Raw genomic sequence first — 25,681 nt, 5'->3', positions numbered from 1 at the left:
CTTTAGAAGTCAGTTCCGAGGGGTAAGGAATGTGGAATTTTTCCTTTATCGGCTAACGCAGTTATATGCTTAATCCAAGTTGCTCCACAAATTTTGGTTTTGATCCATAAAAACGGAAACCTACTTTTACTTCAACTTCATTGCCAGCGTAATGCTGTTGCCGACCATTCCTGTACTACGCATATAATGCCCATAACGCACCTCAATGGTATTCCAGTGTTTTATTCCAAACATACCCCCTGGAGGCGCAAACCGAAGTCCCATGCCTACGAAATGACTGGTAAAACCCGAAATATCATAGTCGCTGGTATAATACGTTTCGGTGGCTTGGTGCTGGGCGTACGGTTTGAAGTAGCGCACGGCGGTTTGGTTGCTAAACCGATAAAACGGACTAACCGAGAAAAACGGCGTCACTTTGTACGAAGCTTCTACGTTGACAGTATGCGCGGTCATTCCCCAATCATCGTTGTAGAACCGATAAAACCCACGCAAAATAAGGCGGTCGCCTGCAAAGTAGCTGATACGTGCTCCCACGGGGAGTTTAAAACGGCTTCCAGGTAGTTTTTCAACCGTATGTGAACCATTCGTAAAATATACTCGGTGATATGGCGTACTAAGTAATCCTTGCTGGAAGGATGGCTCGACCGTAAACAATACCTGCAAGCGTTTGTTAATCACTTGCGAAAGCGACAGCGCTAAATTGTACGAATTTCGTGGTTTATAAGCTACGGGATCACGGTCTCCTTCGGCCGCAGAGCCATAGCCCGATGGGCGTAGTTCGGCAGGCAAAATCGCCGTCCAAGTATCAAAAAACGCCCCTGCTTTTAGGCTAAACTCACGGTTATTGTCTTTCGACGACTTAGAAAAACTAAGGTTTATCCCGTGCGATTGATAGTCGTATTCGGTCGAATATGAATAACTAATGCCCTTCGTTGTATGCGTGGCATCGTCTTTCACGCTCCACGAAAGCGACGGATAAACGTGCGTATCGCTGCGCGAGGCCGACGAAACCGTCAACGGATCGATATTATCGGAAGAAGCGGAAGTATAATGGTCGATATTGAAATCGGCGACGATGCTGTGCTGGCGGCTTTTTCGGTCGATAAAAGACAATTTCAAATCAATCGAATTGGCAAAATCGCCTAGTTTTTCGGTACCTATCCCACCCGTCACGGCTGAGTTATTGCCATCTTGTCCGTAATAGCTACTGACCAAGTTTACTTCGTCAATTTTGAGTTTACGCTTTTCGTAGGTGTCTTTTTCGGATTGGGCATACCCTCCCCGAAGCAGCCCAGCAAGCAGCCCTACACTGATGATGATTTTTTTCATTAAAATTTACGATGAAAGATACATAGGTAGAAAATACGCTAGTTGCAACCACAGCCACCGCCGCTTTTGCCCCCATTGGCTCCTGACGCTCCCTCCCGATAGAGGTAAAAACTTTGCTCAAACTTTTCAGACTTGCGGGCCGACAACTCCATTTCGGAGTCATTGATATGGCTCTTTTGGTATTCTTTCACCGTCACGCAAGAGGTCATACTTCCCACAACCGCAGCGAAGAAGAACCCGTTTTTTAATTGCTTTCTCATAGGACTTTATCAGTCTTTGGTTAACTGATTTTGATATTTTTTGAGGTAAACACACGATTTGTATCATCAATAATGACGCAGGCCATTCCTTGCATTTGGTTGATTAAATCTAACCCAACTCGGACGCCCATCACAGTTACGGGCGTGGCCATGGCATCGGCAATTTCGGCATTGGGGCAAATAATCGTCACACTTTTAATCCCCGATACGGGCAAGCCCGTTTTGGGGTCAATCGTATGTGAATATTTCTTCCCCCCTATCATCACATATTTTTCGTAATTGCCCGAAGTGGCGACTGAAATGTTGCTGATGTTGAAGTACGAAAAAGGTTGCTCTTTGGCATCGGGATGAGCGATTCCAATCGTCCAAGGTTCGCCGTTGGGCTGAGTCCCCCAAGTAGTCAAGTCCCCCGACGCATTCACGATTCCGTTTTCTACGCCTCGTTGTATCATCAGCCTTTTGGCCATTTCGGCGGCGTAGCCTTTGCCTATACCGCCAAAACCTATACGCATTCCCTTTTCTTTCAAAAAGACGCTGCCTTCTGCTTCGTCCAAAATCACATTACGGTAATTGATAAGTCGCACCATTTGGCGGGCGGTTTTGGAGTCGGGTAAGGCCGTCATTTGGGTATCAAAATTCCACAAACTCTTATCTATCGACCCGTACGTGATGTCAAAAGCTCCTTGGGTAACCTCCGAGATTCGCAGCGAGCGCTTTACTAATTCAAACACCTCTCGATCTACTTTTACGGGCGAAATTCCTGCGTTGGCGTTGATTCGATTGGTCTGGCTATTGTCGTTGAAGGTAGTAAAAAGCGCTTCAATCCGTTGAATTTCGGCTATGGCCTCATCAATTCGCGCTTGCGCCCAAGTTTCATCTTCTGATACAGCGCTGATTTCGAAGCGATTGCCCATCAATCGACATACGCGTTTGTGCAAGATTTTCAAGAAAAGACGGCGTTTATTGTTTGCTGTTAATCACGGCATCAATATCATTGATGAGCGACTGGGTACTCATTGACGCTGGGTATCCTTCCCATTCTTTCACAACTTTGCCGTGGGCGTCCACCAAGACAGTCAGCGGAAACTTTCCCTGAGAATTGTATTTATCAGCCAACGATTCATTGTGGGAGGTCAGTTTGGCATCAAGCTGATTTTTTTTCAAACGGGGAAAATCGGCCCTTACCAACACCAAATGCTGAGACGCATATTGTTCAAAATCAGCGGATTCAAAAATGTCTCTTTTTAACTTAATGCAAGGCCCGCACCAATCTGACCCACAGAAGTTCAGCAAAATATACCTATGGTTTTGATTGGCTTCATTTTGCGCCTTAGAAAAATCGTTGCCCCATTGCGGAGCTGCCAGCCACAATGTGCTGATGAGAAGTGACGTGATAAATTTCATGGTTAATGGAGGAAGAAAGTTTGACTAACTATAAACAACAAGGGTTGTACCATCGGTAGCGGTTTTGTAAACGGTAAGGCCCTTGCTACCAAAACTGTTTAAGCCTTTTCCTGTCAGGTCAAAACGTGCGCCGTGGTCGGTGCAATAGTACTCTGTTTTGTTAAAAATGATTTTCTTTTTAGGTTCATGCGTACACGTTTGGGTCGCCGCAACATACACTCCTGCGCTCGACTGCGCCACCACAATCCCACTCTTAACAAGATACCCGCCTACTGTTTTCAGCGCAGCGTTGGCCGTAGCAGTAAGGTCGATGGTAAGAAGCCGATTGGTAATGGTGCTGAGGTCAGTCGTTGAACCTGTTGTGCTACCCGTGCTTGTTCCAGTTCCAGTCCCCGTGCTTGTACCTGTACCTGTTCCCGTGCCTGTGCTGGTCCCCGTACTCGAATTTGGGTTAACCGACAAGGCTTCAACGTAAGTATCTTCTTCTCGAATACAAGAGGTCATCAATGCCATCAGTGCAGCCCCCTTAAAACCCATTGACTTTAAAAATTGATAGCGCGAATAGCGTTCCATGTCTTGAACTTTTGGTTGGTCAGTTACCCAACATTACGTACGCTTTCTGTTAAGTGTTGCTCGGAATTAGAAAATAATTTTCAATTTAGAAGTTTTCAAAATAGTTGAAAATCATTTTTGTACCAAAATGATACAAAGACAAACGGCGAGCAGTTGCTCGCCGTTTGTCTTATTCACTCTATCTATCTACTTTTCTTTGAAAGTAAGGTGGCTTAGTTGTTATCGCCGCCTTCTTTTACGTCGTCGTTTCTTACGCCTTTGGTTTTCTTAGGGGCAACAAAGCTCATTTTACCAATCTTGTAGCTGAATGTCAGCTTGATGTTTTGGTTATAAATATTGTTGACCATCGTTTGATTCAAAATCGGAGTTACCGAAGTTGAAGTCATTCTCATGCCACCCAAGAAGTTGTCTGTGGCAAGACCAAGGCTTCCTTTTTTATTGTTGAATTCTTTACGAACACCCAACGAGTACATGTAAAAGCTTCCTTGAACCCCTTGAAGCGTCACTTGGTTTCCTCTCATACCGCCGTGTGCTTGCACCGCCCAGCCTTTGTTGAGTGAAAGACTTGACATGATACGCCCGCCAATCACGACACCCGAGTTACTGGTATTGATTGAAGTTCCATCCAAGCCTTGAACTTTGCCTTCCAAGTAGTTATAATACACATCCACTCCACCGTTCAACGTCCATTTTGGTGTAAGATACACGTTGGCAAAGATATTGGCTCCCACTACTTGTTGCTTACCGATGTTTTCAAAGGTTGTAATAATTGCCCCTGCCAGGGTATCAGAAGGCGAACTCAAACGCATGATGCTGTTGTTGGTTGAGCGGCTAAACACCGAGGCATTGAGGTACGTTTTTTTGATGCTTGTACTCAAAGCCAACTCAAAGTTGTCGGTCAATTCAGGCTTCAAATTCGGATTACCGATGCTGATATTGTATGGGTTAGCGGCGTTAAAGTTGGGGTTCAACTGCTGCAAACCTGGGCGCTGAATACGGCGGTTATAGGCTGCTTTTACCGTTGTTTTTCCTTTGATATTCTTTGAAATATTGATGCTTGGCACTAAGCTACCGTAGCTAGGAATGTTGATTTTACCAATTTGGTCTTGGGCATCAATCGTTGTGTATTCATAGCGTGATCCTACTTTAAAGGTATATTTGTTGGCAGTAGAGTAAGTGTAAGACATGTACCCTGCCACGATGTTTTGGTTGTAATTCAGCAACCCTTTTGGATTACGTGCATCGGCCGCAAACTCACCCGTCGCCCCTGCCACTTGGTAGCTATAATCACTGTTTACTTGACGCATGATGGTTTTGGCACCGATTTCAAACATCTGATTTGCTTTGATGGGCGTTTGGTAATCGGTCTGAATCGTCGCCTCTTGGTTAACGTTCGAGTTCAAGTTCTTCTGACGGCTCAACAACATGCTGCTTTGGCTCAACAAGTCAGCGTTGAAGTTATTGGTAAGGTTACTGCGGCTGTATTGTGTCGAAATCGACCACTCTTTTCCTGGGGTTTTGAACGTACGAATGTAGTCGAGGTTCATATCCACGTTATTTGAAAGGTCGCGGGTAGTTACATCACGGAGGGTTGTAGAAGTTAATGCGTTGTTAGTAAACAAGTTACTTGTCATATCTTGGCTACGAATCATGTTACGCGTTCCAAAGCTCACGCCCGCCGTCAATGACTGATTTTTTCCCAAATCATAATCAAATCCGAGGTTGTAACGTCCAAACAACCCATTGTCATAGGCGTCGGTCGATTGTTTAGTCAACAACGACATGCCGTTTTGAATCGTCGTTTGGTCTAGCGTTGTAGCGGCTTTGTTGTAAAACATCCGTCCAAAACCACCGAGCGTGATTCCCAATTTTCCTTGGCGGTAGTTACCGTTTAAGCTAAGGTTTGAGCCACGCACTCCTACCCCAGCATCGAGGTTTAGGGTAAGCCCTTGGAGGGTTGATTTTTTGGTAATGATATTGATGATACCCGCAGAACCTTCGGCATCGTATTTGGCGGAGGGAGAAGTGATTACTTCCACTGATTTAATCAAATCGGCAGGAATCATTTTCAAGGCATCCGCAATGCTACTTGCTACGATTGTTGAGGGTTTATTGTTAATCAATACTCGAATGTTAGAGCTTCCGCGAAGCGAAACGTTTCCGTCCAAATCGACGCTCAACATCGGTACTTTTTTAAGAATATCCGCGGCATCGCCCCCACGAGAGGTAAGGTCTTTTTCGGCGTTATACACCATGCGATCCACTTTTTCTTCAATCATTGACTTCTCACCCGTCACGACCACTTCAGCAAGGGTACGCACATCGGGACTGAGTTTAATTACCTCCAAATCAAGCTCTTGTCCTTTTGCAAGTTTGATGTTATCAATGGTTTTGTCTTTAAATCCAATGAACGAAATCATCAATTTATAGTCACCAGCGGCGATGCTTTTTAAGGTAAACTTCCCTTTTTCGTCGGCCATGGTACCATCTACAGGCTTGCCTGTGGCTTTATTGAAGAGGGCGATGTTCGCAAACTCCACTGCTTGCGTAGCAGCAGAATCAATCACAAAACCTGTAATGCGTGAGTTGCCTTTAGGAGCGTTACTTTCAAGGTTTAAGCTAGGCTGTTGGGTAGTTGTGTTACGGTTGCGGCCATTGCCATCACCGCTTTGCATACCACCTGGACCACCTGGAAATTGAGCGTGGGCGGCTGTCATGCCCAATGCTACTATGACGAGAGTGAGAATATTTTTCATCTGCTTTGTTCGTTTTGATGACACAAAACAAATAGGTGAGCAGTTCGCAAAAAAATGCAATAGACTGAGGGTAGTCAAACGACGATAAGTGGCGGTTTTTGGCCGATTAGAGGCATTTTTTAACCTTTATTCGTCTTTCAGATACATTAGTAGAATACAATTCCGATTCTATCGGCAAAAAACGGCAATTAATAGAGTAAAATGGGGTGTTTCGTGGAAAGTAGTGTGGAGTTAAGTCAAAAAATGGGTTAAATAAAAAATCATCGGCTACTAACAAACAGCAACCGATGACTGGTCATTTTTCACCTATCAGAAAAAAGCATCGTTGTCATTCAAGTGCAACTCTAGTTCAGAATAAGAATAACCTATCTAGGAGTAAAAACATCTGAGCGAGGACGCGAGCGAATTCGTGTACGATTAGCTACAAATTCTATCTCATTCCCCTTCTTATTTATTACACCTTTTTCAAATTCTTGACTCACTGAATTACCCGAATTGGCTTTTTCATCTTCTATTGGAAACCCAGCATCGCTATTTTCCCATCCCATTACCCGTACTGTCGCTACTATGTATTGTGGCTGAAACAGTGGGAGGAGATTTGAATTTTGGTACATGAAACTGCAGTTCTCGCACATGGTCCTGTCGGAGATTCATAGGTAAAGTGCCTCTACACATCAGGTGGTGATTGTCAAGTCTAATTTGTGTTAGCATTGTCGTAAATGGTTAATGAGTGGATTGATTTTAGTTAGGATGCTGATTTATTGTACTGCTCCACTACTGCTAGACATATACACTTTTCCATCTATCCATAAGGCAGGATTTGTCCTTGCATCAGTTGTATTTGTTCCCATTGCTATTTTTCTTGCGCCAGTGGCGGCATCAAGCGCATGAATACGAGGATCATACGTTCCATTAATATTTGTTGAGGATGCATACAAAATACCATTGGCAAAGACAGGCCCCAAAAACTGTTTAAAACTGTTTAGAGACCATTTTTTTGCGCCAGTAGCTGCATCAAGAGCATATAGATAATCATCGCCGCCAACAAAGTAAACCAGTCCATTGCCAGTAATTGGAGAAGATTGAAAACTGCCCGAAAGTGTAGTTGCAAACTTCCATTTTTCTGCCCCTGTTTTTATATCTAAGGCATGAAGGGTTGCTTTGTCATAATTGGAAGCATAAACAATATCGTTGGACACAGTAACAGAGCCTACAAATAGACTTCCCCCAACGGCTCTCCACTTAACAGCTCCTGTTGCTGCCTCTAATGCCAATAAGCCTTTATTGTTATTATCAGAAACGATTACTAAACCATTGGCGACACAAACGCCGCCTTTCGAGTCAGAAGAAGCATATTTCCATTTTAAACTGCCTGTTGAGGCATCTAATGCAAAGAGTATTTTATCGGAAAAGGAGGTTATATAAACAATACCATCGGCGACCGTTGGGCTTGACTGGATTACAGAAGCCACAGAGAACTCCCATTTTTTTGCGCCTGAAGCGACATCTAACGCATACACTTTATTGTCACCGCTTCCGCCGCCAAAATACAGTATTCCCTTCTCAACAACAGGACTTGAAACAGGGGCACCTACTGTTTGAAACTCCCACTTCTTAGTACCTGTTTTTGCATCTACAGCGTACATTTTGTTTTCATCTGACCCAAAATACACAATTCCATCCAGCAAATACGGGTCCGTTCTGACATCCTTACTATTAGTGGAGAACTTCCAAAGTTGTTTGCCAGTGGCCGGGTCATAAGCCGTTAAACCTCCGAATTCGCCAACATATAAGAAGTTGGAGCCTGTACCGACAACCGCGTCTTTTTTCACAGTTACTTTATATACTTGCGTACTTGCATCCTCAGCCGTAACCGTATAGCTCACTTCCTTAGAAAAATCCTGAGCTATACCCGTGGCAGGTGAAATGGTTGCTTTATCAGAAATAGTAATGGTCGGTACAAGTTTGGTCAAATCAGTAGCAGCAGGTACGGTCGCCGAGATGGTTTTGGCAGTAGCATCAATGGTAGCATCTACGGCAGGGCTAAGGGCAGCAAAACTAAATTTAGTGATGTCTTTAGCAGAACTTTTGGTAGTGGTTCCAGGTGTTGGGGTGGGTGTAGGAGTATCAGCCGTTTTGCAAGACCACAAAAGCACCAGAATCAGAGAAAAGACGGCTAAATAGCGAAAATTGAGGTGTGATTTCATTGTAATTTGGAGTTTAAGCAGTTTGAAAAAATTGGTTAAGTTTGGAAAAGTGCCACGGTTGAGCCAAAAGTTGCCTATTTTTGCACCTTAATATCAATCATTACATAGTAACCACCGTTTGCCGTTTTTCCATATTTGTTTATTCTCATTAGCCCTTTTTTACCTTCCTGAGTTAGGAACCTGTAGAGTACCTGATCGGAAAGTGTGGAAGGCTCACACGTATTGTTAGTTCCTATCAGCGTAGTTTGTCCATCCAGGTAGTCGTCTGCTTTTTCCAGTGTTAATGCACGCCCCACGCTGAACTGTTTGTTGAAATCTGCAGCAAAGTTCAGGTTATTCCAGTCGCTGGCCGCTATCTGGCCAGAACCAAATTCCCCTGCCTTAACCTGATTTTTATTCACATTATCTACAAATCCTTTTCGATAGGAAGTCCATTTTTGGCTCACTATTATTTCATTCACTTTACTTACGCCACAGCTAACCCCACAATAGATGATGGCAGCAGGAGAATACAATTCTAAGCTACAATACTGGTTGAGAATAAAATCTACATTGGCGGCATTGGCTGCTCCATCTTTCAGCATGTAAACGTTGCCTGTACGTAGATTTAGCAAACAGGAGTCGTTCAATGACCGGTTGCCTTTATCTTCATTTACCGTCATCCGTATGTTGGTAAAGTAATAGGCGTCAGTAGCAGCCTTCATTATAAAAGTTTTGGTGCTGCCATCCTCTGCCGTGACGGTATAAGTAACCTCTTTTGAAAAATCTTGCGCCATGCCTGAGGCTGGCGATATCGTTGCCCTGTCGGAAAGCGTAATGGTCGGCACCAGTTTCGTTACGTCAGTGCCGACGGGCAGCAGAGCCGTTACAATTTTAGCTGTTGTATCAACGGTAGCTTTTACCGCCGGATTTGTTTTATCAAATGACACTGTTAGAATATTTTTTGCCGAACTTTTGGGTGTCGCAAGTTTCGTAACAGTTACAACATACGTCTGCTTGGTTCCGTCTTCCGCTGTTACTACATACGGAACAGGAATGGAAAAATCCTGCACCACTCCCGATGCGGGCGAAACCGTAGCTTTATCTGAGAGCGTAATGGTAGGCACAAGCTTAGTAATATCCGTCCCTGCTGGTACAGTGGCCGCAATGGCAGTACCACTTACGGTAGCCTCCACTGCTGGAGTGAGCGTCCCGAATGTAAATTTGGCAATGGATTTCGCCGAACTTTTTGTTATGGGGGTTGGGGTCGCTTTTTCCTTGCAAGACCAGACTGAAATAAGCCCAATGATGAAAAAATAGGGCATAATTGTGCGCAAGTGAAAATGTGCTTTCATTTGTTTCTGTGTGATTTTAGTAGAAGAAAAGAGTATTTTTAATTGCAATCCATCAGCGTAATTCGCTGATTACTACTTTTGTTGGCAGCATCGATCGTGGCATTTTCAATGAGATAACCCTGCGAGTTGGTCTTTACGTCCGTAATTTTCTCTTTGCCGTCGGATACTAATTTGCCATCTTGGTCAGCAAAAAATGACTCATAGGTTGTACCTACATTACCCTCAGCGACCTGCCACGAAAAGCCCGATAACACATCAAACGGTAAGCCACTTTTAACCAGCAATTGCTCTGGCGATTTTACTATCCCGACAGGATTAATGATTACTTCAAAGTACTTATTACCCTGTAAGTCGGCAAAGCCGCGCTTTGTGATAATACCGTTGGCATCGTATTCAAAATACTGTTTTCCGTCCAAATTAGGGTCGCCCGTTTCGTAGGTAAACTCAGTGATTTGGCCAGCTGCGTTGTATTTAAGGTTGTTGATTCCCTCACTGCCGTCGGCGTTGAGATAGGTTACTTTTGAGATTTGACTGTAGTAATAGCTATAAGTTTCCGTGCTGTACTCCTTCCCATCTAATTTTATCGCCGACTTGATAAGCAAGCCAGAAGCATCGTACGTAAAGCTATATATGTAAGTGGAGGTTTTTCCTGAGCCCGTTCCGTCAAACTCTCTTGCCATTTGGATAATCTTACCGTTGGCGTCGTAGGTATAGGTATGTTTGTTGCCATTGCCTCGATCGATGACCGAAACTTTGCAGGGCGGGGTTGGGGTACGATGATCCTGGCAGGCAGCCACAGTAATAAGCAAAAAAGCCAGAGTGATGAGTTTTTGTAGGGTTTTCATTTGAACTATTGGGTTGACTAAGCTGAAGCATTTTTAATAGCCCAAAGTTCAGGAGAAATGAAAAGATAGAAAATCAACAATTTTAGGGATGAGACATAAAAAAGCCGCTAGGATGGAGCGGCTTTTCAGTAGTTATGACACAGCCTATATTTTGACCTTTGCAACACCATAGGCCATTAATAACAAGGCACTTATATCCATTACCATTCTTACAGTACTGATTTGATAATACAAAATTATATTCTCATTGTATAATAAATCAGAAAAAAAATAGAACAGAATTGAAAAAATATATTGAAAAAAAATGCCACCAACAATGAATACAAGCCCATTTCGAAGAAGAGGCATTTTAAATTTACTTAAAAAATACTGTCTAAAAAATAAAATAGATAATACAATCCCGTTCAAAGCTATCAGAAAAGATCCAATGGGCTGAGCATCTTTATATCCTTCAAAATAAAGAGTATTTACTATTTCAAACACAACTAAGATAAAGCCTGCATATTGCACCCAATTTCCGATTTTTTTGCCAACAATCTTGCTAAAAAACAAGTTGAGAAATAAAAAATCATTAAGAAAATAAAAAGGTGAAATAAAAAAAGTGTCGTCAATTTCTAAACGAGCTAAGAAAGGCCAAGTAGAGGGGTAATGATTGATAACATAAATAAATACAAGCTCAAAGACAGCTATCAAAAACATCCCTAATGAGTTCCAAAATAGCCAATAAAGCGCTTGTTGACTCGAAATAGGGAAAAGCCTCCTTATCAACACGAAAAGCAAGACTCCTCGTGCAGCTAATAGCCCATACCCCAGATTAATAACAAGTTGTGCGTATGCTGTTTCGGTCATACTGTCGGTATTTTTACTTTCACTCCGTCACCTCCGTGACCGTCATCACCACAGGGTTGGTCTTTCCCTTCAATGATAATAAATTTTTCTCCATTTTGTTCGCACACATTTATTTCAAGCGATACATCAGTTAGTGCGAACAGTTCGTTTAAAGCGGCCGTGGTAATCCCAAATTCATGATTTCCCAAACTTCGTCCTCTATTGAGCGAGTGAGTAGTTCGTGATATCCGAACTCGGTCATTCATGCTTGTCAATCGAATCAACAAACCATCGCTGCCAGTTGACAACAAATCTATTCTTTCTCTACTGTTGCACAAACGTTTTATCAGGGTTCTACGCAAGAGGTCGGATAGTTCAATTTTCTTTGCAGCAGATTTATCTATGTCTGCTGCGTCAATAATTTGCTTTCTCATTTTTAAAAAAATTGTTAAGTTTAGAAAAAATTAAAACATGAGCAATATAAAAATTTTACCTATAAATCCGATTGTACAACAGGGAAATAGACTTTGTTGGGCTGCCTGTATGGAAATGATTGCTGAATTTTTACCCCCAGCTTCTGACATGCAGCAAAAAGTTCTTTTAGATACTTATTTGAATCTACTTTTAGATCGTCGTGCTACTACTCCAGGCCAGAGGCAAACTTTGACTGTTATGTTGAACAAACCATCTCTAAAATGTGGTGAAACATATCAAACCATTGCCTCTAATAATAAAGATTATTCTAAAATTCTTAAATCAGCTGGGATTCAATGCACTCATTATAAATCCATTAACTTCCCAAACTGGAGTTTTATTCAATCCAAAATTGACGGTAGCACCCAGATAAGTACCGATGTAACTCAGATAATTGTCTCTGGAACTCCCATACTTTTAGGCAGTGATTATCCGTTTGATGGTAGTCATGCGATAGTCATTATTGGTTATTTTATTGACGAAAACTCTGCCTCAAAACCTCCGTGGGTACTTGTTAATGATCCTTTGTCAAATAAAGATCCTTGTAATGGTCATGCACAAAGGGCAGCTTGGGTATATCAATCTTTACGAGAATACTGCATGTCTCAACATTCAAAAAATGTTTTTATAACTGATTTTAAAAAAGCAGCGAATCCAATTATTAATTTTCATACTCTTACTTGGCCTAACACATCTGAACCTAATTATCCACGACTTCCTTCTGTCAGTTCTATAGATGATTTTAAAGAGAATATCTATAAAATAATAGCTGTGATTGTTTCAAACTTAAGGGGCTTTTTTAATTTGAATTCTTCCAATTTACATTTAAAAAGTACTAAATTGCTGCGAAAGTATTTTATTGACAGCAGCACCTTAACGAAATTAATTACAAGCCTAGCGGATTTAGGAAATAACAATAATGGCAGTCCACATACTTTGACAGTATATGAATCGGATAGTCCAAAACTGGATTTGGTATTATTTAATTCGCCTCATGATGATGGGTTTTTATTCTTAGGTGCTCAGGAGTATTTGAATGTAACAGTAGTTAAAGATATAAATGCGTTAGTAGAGCTGGATGGTACAATTTTAAACTTTACATTTAACTTTGACCACGAGCATCCAAACTACTCACTGGCTGTTATTACACCCGATCATTTTTATTTTTTGCATTTTCAATCAAATGAACAAGATTACTTCACTCCTTTTTATGACTATGAACTATTGGGGGTGAAACCTGGATATGCTTACGAACGTGCTACATTGGCGGCCATTTTAATAAATAATCTCTCTCTCTGACAATGACTAAACCAACTTCCATTCCAACGCCTTCACCACGGCTTCGGGAGCCGAATTGACGTGAAGTTTCTCGTAAATGTGATTGACATGGGTACATACTGTATGAAAGGTGATACCACAACTGTCGGCAATCATTTTGTAACTCAGCCCTTTTACCATACAGCTCAGGACTTCGCGTTCGCGGCGAGTGAGATCCACAAATGTGTGCTGTGATTTTACAAATTGCTGCTGAAACATATCCACCACCTTGCGGGCAATACTCGGTGAGAGGTGTGAACCCCCTGCATAGACTTCCTGAATCGCCTGCACATACAATTCGGGGTTGGGGCTCTTGACCAAATAGCCTGATGCTCCCGAGCAAATAGCCTGAAATACCTTGTCGTCGTCTTCAAATACGGTTTGTATCAGCACTTTTACTTGCGGATACGCTTTTTTTATTTCAATCATGGCGGCAATACCTGAGCCGTGGGGCATTTGTATATCCATCAACACTACGTCGGGTTTGAGTTTTTTGACGATACTTACGGCTTCACGAGCATCGGGATAGCTACCCGCCATCCATATTTGTTCTGTACCAGCTAAATACAGCGCGAGGCTTTCCCTAAAATTTTTATTGTCTTCAAACATCACCACGCGTATCATCTTTATAATTGGTTAATTGCCTGTACATCCCATTTATTTAGCTCCAAAATTCTGAAAAAGTTCTAGAGAAAAATATCCATAATTTTGGGGATAAAAAGCTACAATAGCATTTCAATACTTACGATGGTTCCTTTGGTAGGCAAAGAGTTAACTGCCACATTCATCTCTGCTTCTTGAGCACGGGTTTGGAAATTATAGAGTCCATTACCTCCCTGAAGTGTCGAAGCATCAAATCCCTTTCCATTATCTTGAATAAGCATGTAAAACCGTTGTTTATCAGCCGAAATCTCCACCGTTGCTTTGGTGGCTTCGGCGTGTTTGGCAATATTATTGACCGCTTCCTTAAAAATAAGATAACAGTTTTTTCGCTGTTCCATTGTAAAATGAACCTTCTGAAGATCCGTTTCTACCTCAAAACTCAAGGCAACACCACGACTAGACAATAATGCAAAGGCAAAAGAGCGCATCCGCTCAATTAATTTTTCGTTGGAATCATTTTTGGGGCTGATAGTCCAAACTGTATCTTGCATTAAAGATACCGACTCTTGAGAATTATGAATGATTTTTTCTAGGAGAGGCAGCATGTCAGGCGGTGCTTTTTTTCGTAATACTTCTACAAAAATGGCAATACTACTCAAATTAGACCCCACTTCGTCATGGAGATCGGCGGCAATTTGATTACGGATGTGCTGAATTCTAAGTTTTTGACGAAAATTGTACAAAAAGAAAAGATAGAACCCAACTCCTACCATGAAAAGCAGATAAATACCCACAACAGGCCAAAACCACCATTTTTCCCAAAAAGCTTCTTGTACATTTATTTGTACTGTTATTGGCAGAGATTCAAAAGTCGAGGTTCGAGCTTTCATTTCAAATTGATAGTTCCCTCCCCTAAGCTTTTGAAATTGGGCTACAGGATATGCGCACTGCATCCATTGGTCACTACTGTTTTTTAATCGAAAAAAATAAGTGGCCGAATCAGAATATAGTGGAACTGCTTCAATTTGTAGGTAACTATCAAGCTTTAAAAATACGGGTTTTGCGGATAATGGTTGTTCTACTCCATTGACAGTTATTCGTCGTAGCACAAATTGATGGTTGTGAGCTACGTTTTCCGTGGATAAAAAAATCAGCATGAATATCAATATGGCACGCATAGATCAACAACTTCATGATACAACGTCCCAAATTTGACATAAATATGGAGTAATGCAAAACAGGATTATACCATTTATTCGTTTATTGACACTACACCTTCACAAAAATCTTGTGACGATACATTATGTACAGCATCAACCATACCAACAACAAGCCTCCGAGAGCGTTGAAAACTTCGTGCCACGGCTCGGGGGCATAGCCGTATAGCCCCGCAAACAACAACCGCGAGGTTTCACCAAAACTGATAAAGCGACACGCCAAATAAATCACCAACGAATTCATCCCAATTACTTTAAAGAAAAACGTCCACCGCGTGTATTTTTTGACGTCGATAATCCAGTAGAAAAGAACCACCATCAAAAAGGCCATTCCGCCTGTTAATAGAATAAATGAACTCGACCACAAGTGTTTGTTGATGGGAAAAAAGGGCGACCACGCTAACCCCACCACTACCCCAATGACGCCCATCAGACTCAGTTGTTTCAGCTTTTGAGCTACTGAGATAGCACTATTTTGCAAAATATCTCCTGCCAAACACCCAAAAATAGTCAGACAAGTGGCCGACAATTGCGTCGTCATGGCAAGCTCATCATAGGTCTTTTGTTTGAGGCGGCCAGGCATCAACGTACGGTCGAGCCAGCCCACTAAATTCCCCTCAAATGTTAAATTTCCTGCCTGAAAACCAGGGGCAGGAATGAGCATTAACACCGAAAAATAAAGCACTAAAATTCCCAAAGCGATGTAGAGCATTTGTGTCCACGTAAAACGCATGTACAACAAAGCCACTAAAAAAGTAGCAATACCAATGCGCCCCAAAACAGTGCCATAGCGAATATGAGCAGGGTCGAAAATATCAACGGGGGCGTTTTTGTCCAAAATCCCCAACACAAACAAAACCAACATTCGCTTGAAGACTTTTTTGGTCAGTTCAGCCTGCGATATGCCTTTGGCCAAACCACTCTTGAGGCTAAACGCCAACGACACCCCCGCCATAAACAGAAACAGGGGAAAAATGAAATCGTAGAAGGTAAAACCGTTCCAATCGGGATGATGGAATTGTTCGGCGATGGCGTCGATAAACGACAATCCTGTTTTTCCTCCCAACAAATACAGAAAAGCGCCACCGCCCGAAATCATGAGCATGTCAAAGCCACGCAGGGCGTCGAGCGAAGCCAAACGGCTCGGTTGAGTTACTGTGTTCACTGTTTTCTAAATTTTTTAATGCGGTGAAAGGTTAGGTAATTGGCGTCGTGGTTGTTGTGTGCTCCCCCTGCGCCATCGTCGTAGGCCGTGCGCGACAAAAACACAATGTGTCTGCCCTCAAAAAGCCAGTCCACGTACTGAAAACCGTGTTTCAGGACATCTGGGTGTTGAAGAACTATTTTGTGTAATTTCCAATGAATCAGGTCTTCCGAACTAAACAAAGCTTGCGTATTACGAATACTGGCAGGGTTGCGTTTGGGATTGGCGTCTTTGATTTCTTGAGGAATATAATTGGCAAGCGTCCAGTAGCGTTTTGATTTTGGGTCAAAACGAATCGTGAATTTTTTACTCCCACCAGGGAAATTGACAAAGTCTTTGGCAGGGTCAAACGTGGCGTTTTTGCCGTCGGCACTAATGTGTACAAACGCGGCCTTCTCCTCTAGGGTACTTTTATCGTCCACCCGTAAAATATCGAGCAATTCTCCTTGTGGGGTCACAACGGCATTGCCCTCTATCCATCCCCCAAAATTCCCACCCAAAAGTGTTGAATCGTATCGTAGCACGTTGCTGTGGCTCCAGCTCGAAGCTTTCATTGGGTCGGCATCCAGTGGCATTGACATCATAAACGCCCCGTACCGTTTTCCCCATTTCTTAATCGGCCCCATGGCATCCTCCATCGCACGCCACAGGCGTCCGTTGTGTTCAATCAGCGGAACAGGCGCGCAGTGGTACTCACCAGCCAATAGCAGCCCGTTTTCGCCATCGGTAGGCTCAGTCCACGTGACGCCGTTATCAAGCGACTTTCGGATAATGGTGTTGCCATGGTGCTTGCTTGTTCCTAAAAAGTATAGTTTCCCTTGGTGAACAAAGAGTTTTGACCAAAATTGCCCGTTGATTTTTGAGATTTGAGTCCACGTTTTCCCTTTGTCAGTCGAGCGATAAATGCAAGAAACAGGACGCTCAAACTCGTTGGATTGAGGACCAAATAAGTCGTGTGAAGCTAAATAGTCGCCATTAGTAAGGCGGCAAATACTCGGCGAGCCAATGTACAACCCCGACGAAGCTGGGCTGTACGCAACTTTACTTCCTGGGACTTGGGCTAGGCCCCATTGAACCATACAAACCAGTAAAAACCAGCTTGCAACAAGCATTTTTTTCATGTCAGACGTAGATTAGAAGGGTGCGCGCTCATAAAAGCAACAATACCTCTACAAATACCTCTGAAATAGTGGTTTCGGCTAGTGGAAGAGTTAAAAAAATGTGCGTACGATTTACCGCCAATTGTCAATCTTGAGTTGTTGAAAAAACGTTTCTTCCTCCATTTCCCGAACTTGCCCAGGTTGTAAATCTTCCAACGACAGCTCTTCGATGGAGAGCCGAATAAGACGCTGACAACGGTGATTGATGGCCGTCACCATTTTTCGTATTTGGCGAAATTTGCCCTCGGTCATCGTAATAAGGAGCCAAGTATGCGGAATTCTCTCGTCAAATTCGTAGCCACTTTGAAACAAATTGGTCGGTTTCTCCACAATTTCTACTTCGCAGGGGGCAGTGACATACAGTTCTTCGGTACCACGAATGCGAATAGCAACCCCCTCGCGGAGGCGTTGAAGGTTTTCTGGACTCACCACTTTATAGACCTGTACCAGATAACTTCGCTTGTGGGTAGTTTCACCTTGAAAGAGTAATCTAGTCACTTTTTTGTTGGTCGTAAGCAGCAACAACCCTTCCGAAATGCCATCGAGCCGCCCAATTGGGTGCGTTCCTTCGGGAAAATCAAACGCCAGCTCGTCCAGCTTACGAGCGTCAGCAGGCCCTATAAACTGCGAAAGCATATTATAGGGCTTGTTGAGTACAAAATAGCGATGCGAAGCCTCGGTCATCAGTTAGAGGCTTGTTAAAAATGCCATGGTGTCCACGCCGTCGGCATAGTCAAAAAGCGTAGGAGCTTGGGCTTGTCCCAACGGGAGGCTGTTGGGAAACCAGCCATTTTGCGAAACAATGCACTGAATTTTTTCGGCTTGCTCCGCTAGTTTTTCAGCAAGCTCTTCTGCCGACGTATAAGTTTCGTAAAACAACACCGAAATCGGCGAAACCAACGACGCCGACTGACGCATCATCAAGAAGCCATTGTCAAAATGCGGCTCACGATTCACCAAATACACCGACTTATTGTACTCATAATTATTGAAATACTTGTGGTGGTTAATGTACGTATTGGCCTTATATTCAATGGTTTCATAAAAAGTATCAAACCGATACCCCTCTGGCACATAGACCTTTGACACGTTGCGACAGCCAAGTCCAAAATACTGAAGGACATCCCGCCCAAAAGCATCGAGTTCTTCGGTCGTTTCAGTACCATTGAGCACACCCACCGACGTCCGATTGCGGCGAATGATGTGGGGTTTCTTTGAAAAATAATACTCAAAATAACGGGCGGTGTTATCGCTACCCGTGGCAATGAAAGCATCGGCGTCGTTGAGGCGTTCGGCTACGGTGATACGTTCGGCCAAAGTAGGGTCGATTTCCTTCAATTGTTGCATCAAAAACAGCATCAATAAGCGGTCGTCCGAACTGAGTTTGGCCAGTAAATGATGCCCACTCAAAAGAACACACAACATATCGTGAAAACCCACGGCGGGAATATTTCCTGCCATCACGACCCCAATCTTTTGCGGCGTCACCACTTCGGCAGTGGCCAAGGTAGGATATGTCTGCAACCACCGCATTAGTGTGTCTTCTTCCAAATAAGCGGAAGCAATGGCCCGCAGCGATTCGGTCACAAACTCAGGCGTAAACCAGTGGTTTTGTGAATGAGCACGGTACGTTATTTCTTCGATGGCGTTTGTTTTAAGTAATTTTCCTAAGGAAACAAACGGAGCTATGCGTTTTTCGAGATTATTCATTGAACTATTTATAGGAAAAGTACAAATAAAATAAGAAATATATTTTTTGTACCCCAACCGAAACTTTAAATAAGTAAATTTGTTTTTTAATTGCGAATGCAAATATCCCAAAACTAAACGATACTCTGCAATATGGCTATCATGATTACTGACGAATGCATCAACTGTGGTGCATGTGAGCCAGAATGTCCGAATACTGCAATATACGAAGGAGGTGTAGAATGGACCTTCGCGGGAGGAACTGCCCTTGAAGAAATCGACTACGGCGACGGAACCGTTGTCAGTGCAAAAGTAAAGCAAAAACCTGTTTCAGACGAGTTTTACTATATCGTAACCGATAAGTGTACAGAGTGCGTAGGTTTCCACGAAGAACCACAATGCGCCGCTGTATGTCCTGTTGACTGCTGTATTCCAGACCCTGACAACGAAGAAGAGGACGAAACACTTCTTGCGAAAAAAGCTTGGATGCACGGCGAATAGTCGGGCAACGACATTACATTTTGACACCAATATGCAAAAGCCGCTCCGTTCGCGAAGCGGCTTTTTTTGTTCCAACGGCTTGACTAATGATTCATCGACTAGTCTTTATGGTCAATGTTTTCAAGAATTTTAAGCGCTTCTTTTTCGGCTTCTTCGTCTTTGTCGTCAAACGTAATCACGATAAAAAAGTTGGTGCGGCTTTTGAGATCGACGACTCCCGCCAACATCACTCGGTCGCCATCTTTAAAGCCTTCTACATAATAGCCCGCGAAGTCGCCATTTTTGAACGCTTCTTCTTCATCAACTTCTTGTAGCTTGAGCTCTTTGGCAAGCTCAACCGTCGCTTCGTCCATGTCTTCTACCGCAAGTTTCTTTTGGTTCCAGATGTACATGAATAATTCCATGCCATCGCCTTTCATTTCAAATTCGTTGCTGGTATTTTTTACAATTTTAAAATCGCGCGGAACCGTGATTTCGATGTTATATTGCTCCCAATAATAGGTCTTATCGACCACGGAAGTAAAGGCAAAAAAAGAGCTGATAACTGCCAACGGAAGCAGCATTCGGAAAATGGTTTTCATACAGGTAAATTAGTTGAGGTTAATTGGTAAATTAGAGAAAGGCCAAGCCGTGAGTTGAACAAACGAAAGTATATATATTCTCATTATCAACCAAACAGCCGTTGTCTAAGCCATTGAAGGTACATTTTCTTCCTTACCAAAATCGTTTTCTCTTTCCCCATTTAAAGCCTTCAAACCAGCCGACACTGACCAAACCAACCAAGCTAACAAAACCTAACTGGTTCAATGACAACGGCGTAAGTTTGAAAAAATTGGCTAAAACTGGAACATACACCAGCCCCGCCAAAAGCACGATAGTTATCCCAATCACGCCCAGCAATAAGTTATTTTTATACTTAAAACTCTCAATCACTGAGTTATAGAAAGACCGATTGGCGAGCGTCAAAAAGATGTTTGCAATCACTAGCGTGACAAACACCATCGTCCGAGTTTGGTCTTCCGAATACCCCTGTCGAACTGAATATTGGTAGATAAACAAAGTTCCCGCCGTAATCATCAGCCCTTGTACAATGCTAATCGACAACTCACGAAGGTTCAGAAAAGTGGTCGTCATCGGGCGGGGAGGTTGGTGCATGCTGCGTTTTTCGAGCGGTTCATTTTCATAGACAATCGAGCAAGTTGGCCCCATGATTAGTTCTAAAAAGATAACGTGAACGGGCGTAAAAATGGCGGGATACACCCAACCTAGCACCAGCGGCAACGCCACGGTCAGGATGATTGGAATGTGAATGGATATAATGTATTGGATGGCTTTTTTAAGGTTATTATAAATTTTTCGCCCTGCCGCTACGGCATCGACCATTTTGCCAAAATCATCGTCAATCAGAATCAATGACGAAGCTTGTTTCGCGATTTCCGAACCTCGTTTTCCCATCGCAATCCCAATGTGAGCCGCTTTGAGGGCTGGGCCGTCGTTGACTCCGTCTCCCGTCATTCCCACTACCTGTTGTTGGGCTTTCAACGTATTGATAATTTTCAACTTTGCTTCAGGAAACATACGGGTAAACAGCGTCGTTTCGGCAATTTTCTTTTCGGCATCTTCGGGAGAAAGGCGTAGCAACTCCTCTCCCGTCAATGGTGGGGTAGTACTTCTGAAATGCGCCTGTTTGGCGATGGCCTCCGTCGTGAGGGAATTGTCTCCCGTAATGATTTTTAGCTGAATGCCTGCGTCGTAGAACTGCTTAAATACCTTGGCAATATTGGGTTTTGGTGGGTCGTAGAAACCAACCAACCCTAAAAACTCAAACGCCAACTCTTGTTGTTTTTCGGGAAACGTTTTTCCTTCAAAAGAAGCCACGCCTACCCCAAGCATCCGCAGCCCATCGGCGGCAAAAGCCGCGACTTGGCGGTGTACTTTTTCTTTCTCTTCGTCGCTCAACGTAGAATGACGCAGAAGCGCTTCGGGCGCTCCTTTGCAAGCAATAATTCGTTTTCCAGACTGATTTTCAAAGACGTGAGTCATCATCGGCGGCTTCCCCGAAAGTGGATATTCGTGTACCAACCGAAACTCCGAGCGCTCGTCTTTTTCCGTCGATTGGCGATAGGCTTCGTGCAGGGCTTTTTCCATGGGGTCAAAGGGGGCGGGTTCACTTGCCCACATGGCCACTTCAATCAGCCGCCGAGCAGGTGCATTTTGCCACTGATTTTCATCCAAAACCTCTTCGCTTTCGTTGACATACAAACGATGCAGGGCCATTTTATTTTCGGTAATTGTTCCCGTTTTATCGGTACAAATCACCGTCGCTGAGCCTAGCGCTTCCACCGTCTGAGTTTGCTTTACGATAATTCCTTGCTGCATGAGCCGCCAAGCCCCAAGCGCCATAAACGTAGCAAATGCCACGGGAATTTCCTCGGGCAACACCGACATTGCAATGGTTAAACCTTTGAGTAAACTGCCTAAAACATCGCGCGATTGAACGTAATTTATTCCCCAAATCAACACGAAAATAACCGCCCCAACCGCCGCCATCCGTTTTACAAATTGGTCGATTTGAAGCTGTAAAGGCGTTTTTTCGGTTTCTATCGTTGCCAAAGACGTACCAATTTCCCCCAACCGCGTATGCTGCCCCACGGCCGTTGTTTCAAACACACCTTGCCCCGACTGCACCAATGCTCCCTGAAACACCTGATTATTTTCGGCATTTTGAAGTTCTTTGTGAACCGCAAAAGCTTCGCCCGTCAGGATGGACTCATTGACCGAAAAATCGTGGATTTGGAGCAACGTACCATCCGCAGGAATGAGTTCACCTTCCGATACCACCACCACATCGCCGACCACAATCTCACTCGAAGGAAGTTCTACGACTTCATTGTTTCGAATCACGGCCGTGGAGGCTTGGGTATAGGTTTTTAGGGCTTCGAGGGCTTTTTTACTGCGTGAGTCTTGGTAAAACGAGATGGCCGACACGACCAAAATCGCCCCCAGCATAAAAAAACCTTCGGAGAGTTCATTGAGCGAAAAATAGATGACAGTACAAGCTACCAGCAAAATAAACATCGGCTCCGTAACGGTTTCTTTGAGGGCTTCCCACCAAGCACTATTGGACGTATCTTGAAGGGCATTTGTACCATTTTCTCGCCGCGACTGCTCGACTTGGGCATCGGTAAGACCTTGGAATGGATAAGGATGTGAAGGCATGAGCAAAACGATTTGTGATTTCTTTTTGTGCTTGAAAGAGGAATTGATAAGTTTGCTAAAACTACAAAATATGCGGGATTCCGCACCTGATTTCATCCACAAACTCCTTTTAATAACCCTTATGAAATACTTACTTTTACTTTTCTGCTTACCGCTTTCGCTATTCGCCCAACGTTTTACGAAAGCCGAGATAGCCCGTTATGAGCAGCAAGCCAAGCGCGTGACCATCGTTCGCGACAACTGGGGGATTCCGCACATTTACGGGAAAACCGACGCCGATGCGGTGTTTGGACTCCTCTATGCGCAATGCGAAGACGATTTTAAGCGGGTCGAAATGAACTACATCGAAAAACTAGGCCGTACGGCAGAACTCAAAGGTGAATCGGCGCTGTACAACGACCTCCAAATCAAACTATTGATAGACACCGCAGAAGCCATTTCGGACTACAAAAAAGCCGAACCGTGGCTCAAGAAATTACTTCAAGCGTACGCCGACGGCATTAATTATTATTTGTACAAACACCCTCAAACCAAGCCCGCCCTGCTTCAACGTTTTGAGCCTTGGTTTCAGCTACTTTGGACCGACGGCAGCATTGGAGCCATCAGTACGGCCGATTTGAGCGTGGCAGAGTTAAAAAACTTTTACTCGGGCGAGGTCACGGCGGCCATCGCTCCCCCCAAAGACCCTGAGCACCAAACGGGTTCAAACGGCTTTGCATTTGGCCCTTCTATCACGGCATCGGGCAACGCCATTTTGTACATCAACCCCCACGTAACGTTTTATTTTCGCCCCGAAGTACAAGTTGTGAGCGACGAGGGACTTCACGCTTACGGGGCAGTTACTTGGGGACAGTTTTTTGTTTATCAAGGATTTAACAAATACTGCGGTTGGATGCACACTTCTTGTAATGTCGATGTAGCCGATATTTACGCCGAAAAAGTAACCAAAAAAGGAGACGCGTTTTTTTACGAATACAACCAGCAACTCAAGCCCGTCACGGAAAAGAAAATCACTATTAAGTATTTAGACAACAACGAATTAAAATCAAAAACATTCACTACCTATTTTACCCACCACGGCCCCGTTATGGCCAAACGCGAAGGGAAATGGGTGAGCTTGCGCTCGTTTAACCGTTCCGTGACCAGTCTTGTACAAAGTTGGAAACGTACCAAAGCCAAGGGGTTTGAAGAATACAAAAAAACGATGGACTTGAAAGGAAACACCTCCAACAACACCGTTTTTGCCGATAACAAAGGCAATATCGCGTACTGGCACGGCAACTATGTACCTATCCGCGACAAATCGTTGAATTGGGCAAAACTGATGGACGGCACCACCCCCACCACCGAATGGAAAGGATTGCACCCCGTGGACGAAACCGTACACATTTACAACCCCACCAACGGCTGGATTCAGAACTGCAATTCTACGCCTTTTACCGTTTCAGGCCCAGCAAGCCCTAAGCGCGAAAACTACCCACCGTACATGGCACCCGACGGAGAGAATTTTCGAGGGGTAAACGCGGTTCGGGTGTTGAGCAACCAAAAAGGATACACGCTGGATAAAGTCATTGAGGCTGGCTACGACACCTACTTGTCGGCCTTTGAGGTACTGGTTCCTGCGTTGGTAACGTCGTTCGAGAAAAATGTAAAACCCAGCGATTCGCTCTATACTTCGCTGGCCGAAGCGGTGCAATTGTTGAAAAAATGGGACTACCACGTCGCCGAAAACTCAGTAGCGACCACCCTCGCCATCGAATGGGCACAAAAACTTACGCCCACGATTACGCGCTTGTACATCGACCAAGGCGAACGCGACCAAGTGGAAAACACCAAGCTTTTTGCCGCCAACGCTACCTTGGCGCAACTTACCACTCCCCTACTCGCTACGTTGGCCGAATTGAAAACAAAGTTTGGAAAATGGCAAATGCCTTGGGGGGAAGTCAATCGTTTTCAGCGCCTTACCAACGACATTCAATCCAAACACGACGACGCCCAGCCTAGTTACCCTGTCAAATACGCATCGGCACTGTGGGGAATGTTGCCGTCGTACAACAGCCGCCCCTACGCAGGCACCAACAAGCGCTACGGCGTGAGTGGCAACAGTTTTATCTGTGCCGTTGAGTTTGGCCCTCGTATCAAAGCAAAATCACTTTTGGCAGGTGGCAACAGCGGCGACCCCGCGTCTAAGCATTTCAGCGACCAAGCCGAAATGTACATCCAAGGAAAATTCAAAGAGGTATTGTTTTACAAAGAAGACGTCCTCAAAAACGCCGAACGAACGTATCATCCTGGCCAATAAAAACAACCTTCCCGAAAGTTTTATAACTTTCGGGAAGGTACCCCACTCACAACTCATGGAAGGTTTTTCACTTGTGAAAGGGGTTTCTCAAAACCCCGTATAATTTGTAACTTATGGAAGGTTTCAACCCCAATTTACTCCAAGATTTAGTAGAAATAAAAATGCCTTTTGGGAAGTACAAAGGAGTGATACTCTGCGACTTGCCAGAGCCTTATTTAGTGTGGTTTCATGCCAAGGGTTTTCCTGCGGGGAAGCTAGGCATGTTGCTTTCTACCCTCTACGAAATCAAAATCAATGGTTTAGAGTACTTGTTGAAGCCGTTGAAATAAATATCTTCCCGAAAGTTTTGAACTTTCGGGAAGATGAAAACTTTCGGGAAGGTGGCTCAAATACTACGCAATTACTTCATAAATCATCAGCGGGTTGGCTTTGTTTTTGAGTTCAAACCTTCCCGAAAGT

Annotated in this window: 23 protein-coding genes; 4 read left to right on the top strand and 19 right to left on the bottom strand. The window is 43.8% G+C overall.

Annotation, left to right across the window (positions count from 1 at the left end; genetic code table 11):
- Positions 1-126: 126 nt before the first annotated feature.
- The 11 genes from AC23N5_RS14240 to AC23N5_RS14190 all read right to left on the bottom strand — a co-directional run bounded on the left by AC23N5_RS14240 (position 127) and on the right by AC23N5_RS14190 (position 11,970).
- Complete coding sequence (locus AC23N5_RS14240) at positions 127-1,329, bottom strand: DUF3570 domain-containing protein (RefSeq protein ID WP_487756098.1); 1,203 nt, start codon at positions 1,327-1,329, stop codon at positions 127-129.
- A 38-nt stretch (positions 1,330-1,367) separates the two neighbouring features.
- Positions 1,368-1,589, bottom strand: a complete 222-nt coding sequence (locus tag AC23N5_RS14235; RefSeq protein ID WP_487756097.1) for a DUF4266 domain-containing protein — start codon at positions 1,587-1,589, stop codon at positions 1,368-1,370.
- Positions 1,590-1,609: 20 nt separating this feature from the next.
- The gene (locus AC23N5_RS14230; RefSeq protein WP_487756096.1) at positions 1,610-2,536 is read right to left on the bottom strand and encodes an FAD:protein FMN transferase; all 927 of its coding nucleotides are present in this window, start codon (positions 2,534-2,536) and stop codon (positions 1,610-1,612) included.
- A gap of 13 nt (positions 2,537-2,549) precedes the next feature.
- On the bottom strand, positions 2,550-2,993 hold the full coding sequence (locus AC23N5_RS14225) for a thioredoxin family protein (protein ID WP_183971093.1): 444 nt from the start codon (positions 2,991-2,993) through the stop codon (positions 2,550-2,552).
- A 24-nt stretch (positions 2,994-3,017) separates the two neighbouring features.
- On the bottom strand, positions 3,018-3,566 hold the full coding sequence (locus tag AC23N5_RS14220) for a (2Fe-2S)-binding protein (protein ID WP_487756095.1): 549 nt from the start codon (positions 3,564-3,566) through the stop codon (positions 3,018-3,020).
- 212 nt (positions 3,567-3,778) lie between these two features.
- Positions 3,779-6,322: a TonB-dependent receptor gene (locus AC23N5_RS14215; protein WP_487756094.1), complete on the bottom strand. Its 2,544-nt coding sequence runs from the start codon at positions 6,320-6,322 to the stop codon at positions 3,779-3,781.
- 758 nt (positions 6,323-7,080) lie between these two features.
- A complete protein-coding gene (locus tag AC23N5_RS14210) occupies positions 7,081-8,529 on the bottom strand; it encodes an outer membrane protein assembly factor BamB family protein (protein WP_487756093.1) in 1,449 nt (482 codons plus the stop codon).
- Between the two features lie 74 nt (positions 8,530-8,603).
- Complete coding sequence (locus AC23N5_RS14205) at positions 8,604-9,863, bottom strand: DUF5018 domain-containing protein (protein ID WP_487756092.1); 1,260 nt, start codon at positions 9,861-9,863, stop codon at positions 8,604-8,606.
- Between the two features lie 38 nt (positions 9,864-9,901).
- A complete protein-coding gene (locus AC23N5_RS14200; RefSeq protein WP_487756091.1) occupies positions 9,902-10,708 on the bottom strand; it encodes a hypothetical protein in 807 nt (268 codons plus the stop codon).
- Between the two features lie 144 nt (positions 10,709-10,852).
- Entirely contained in the window at positions 10,853-11,557 is a 705-nt protein-coding gene (locus tag AC23N5_RS14195) for a hypothetical protein (RefSeq protein WP_487756090.1), read from the bottom strand.
- Positions 11,554-11,970: a hypothetical protein gene (locus AC23N5_RS14190; protein ID WP_487756089.1), complete on the bottom strand. Its 417-nt coding sequence runs from the start codon at positions 11,968-11,970 to the stop codon at positions 11,554-11,556. Before AC23N5_RS14190 ends, AC23N5_RS14195 begins: the two co-directional genes overlap by 4 nt.
- Before the next feature lie 37 nt (positions 11,971-12,007).
- On the opposite strand from AC23N5_RS14190, the gene AC23N5_RS14185 reads away from it, so the two are divergent.
- Positions 12,008-13,309 (top strand): C39 family peptidase, encoded by a 1,302-nt coding sequence (locus AC23N5_RS14185; protein WP_487756088.1) that lies wholly within the window; start codon positions 12,008-12,010, stop codon positions 13,307-13,309.
- Positions 13,310-13,315: 6 nt separating this feature from the next.
- Here AC23N5_RS14185 and AC23N5_RS14180 read toward each other — a convergent pair whose 3' ends face one another.
- From AC23N5_RS14180 to AC23N5_RS14155, 6 genes are all read right to left on the bottom strand, one after another.
- Positions 13,316-13,951, bottom strand: a complete 636-nt coding sequence (locus tag AC23N5_RS14180) for a response regulator transcription factor (RefSeq protein ID WP_183971085.1) — start codon at positions 13,949-13,951, stop codon at positions 13,316-13,318.
- Between the two features lie 98 nt (positions 13,952-14,049).
- A complete protein-coding gene (locus AC23N5_RS14175) occupies positions 14,050-14,820 on the bottom strand; it encodes a histidine kinase (RefSeq protein ID WP_183971084.1) in 771 nt (256 codons plus the stop codon).
- 379 nt (positions 14,821-15,199) lie between these two features.
- Positions 15,200-16,312, bottom strand: coding sequence for an acyltransferase family protein (locus tag AC23N5_RS14170; protein ID WP_487756087.1), 1,113 nt, complete (start codon positions 16,310-16,312; stop codon positions 15,200-15,202).
- On the bottom strand, positions 16,309-17,472 hold the full coding sequence (locus AC23N5_RS14165) for a sialidase family protein (protein ID WP_487756086.1): 1,164 nt from the start codon (positions 17,470-17,472) through the stop codon (positions 16,309-16,311). Before AC23N5_RS14165 ends, AC23N5_RS14170 begins: the two co-directional genes overlap by 4 nt.
- 111 nt (positions 17,473-17,583) lie before the next feature.
- Positions 17,584-18,195 (bottom strand): pseudouridine synthase, encoded by a 612-nt coding sequence (locus tag AC23N5_RS14160; protein WP_487756085.1) that lies wholly within the window; start codon positions 18,193-18,195, stop codon positions 17,584-17,586.
- Positions 18,196-18,198: 3 nt separating this feature from the next.
- Entirely contained in the window at positions 18,199-19,221 is a 1,023-nt protein-coding gene (locus AC23N5_RS14155; protein ID WP_487756084.1) for an acyl-CoA reductase, read from the bottom strand.
- 132 nt (positions 19,222-19,353) lie between these two features.
- Here AC23N5_RS14155 and AC23N5_RS14150 point away from each other — a divergent pair, with 132 nt between their 5' ends.
- Positions 19,354-19,701 carry a 4Fe-4S dicluster domain-containing protein gene (locus tag AC23N5_RS14150; RefSeq protein ID WP_028522014.1) on the top strand — a complete coding sequence of 116 codons (348 nt, stop codon included), beginning with the start codon at positions 19,354-19,356 and terminating at the stop codon, positions 19,699-19,701.
- Positions 19,702-19,799: 98 nt separating this feature from the next.
- On the opposite strand, the gene AC23N5_RS14145 is transcribed toward AC23N5_RS14150, so the two are convergent.
- Together AC23N5_RS14145 and AC23N5_RS14140 are read right to left on the bottom strand one after the other, a co-directional pair.
- Positions 19,800-20,282, bottom strand: a complete 483-nt coding sequence (locus AC23N5_RS14145; protein WP_183971078.1) for a hypothetical protein — start codon at positions 20,280-20,282, stop codon at positions 19,800-19,802.
- 133 nt (positions 20,283-20,415) lie between these two features.
- Positions 20,416-22,920 carry a cation-translocating P-type ATPase gene (locus AC23N5_RS14140; protein WP_487756083.1) on the bottom strand — a complete coding sequence of 835 codons (2,505 nt, stop codon included), beginning with the start codon at positions 22,918-22,920 and terminating at the stop codon, positions 20,416-20,418.
- Positions 22,921-23,041: 121 nt separating this feature from the next.
- Here AC23N5_RS14140 and AC23N5_RS14135 point away from each other — a divergent pair, with 121 nt between their 5' ends.
- Together AC23N5_RS14135 and AC23N5_RS14130 are read left to right on the top strand one after the other, a co-directional pair.
- Positions 23,042-25,222: a penicillin acylase family protein gene (locus AC23N5_RS14135; protein WP_487756082.1), complete on the top strand. Its 2,181-nt coding sequence runs from the start codon at positions 23,042-23,044 to the stop codon at positions 25,220-25,222.
- A gap of 113 nt (positions 25,223-25,335) precedes the next feature.
- Entirely contained in the window at positions 25,336-25,551 is a 216-nt protein-coding gene (locus AC23N5_RS14130; protein WP_487756081.1) for a DUF3820 family protein, read from the top strand.
- The last annotated feature ends 130 nt before the right edge of the window (positions 25,552-25,681 follow it).

The organism is Runella sp. R5_40, from assembly GCF_057652295.1.
The sequence above is the reverse complement of the archived record's forward strand: the minus strand, read 5'-3'. Positions and strand labels throughout refer to the sequence as shown.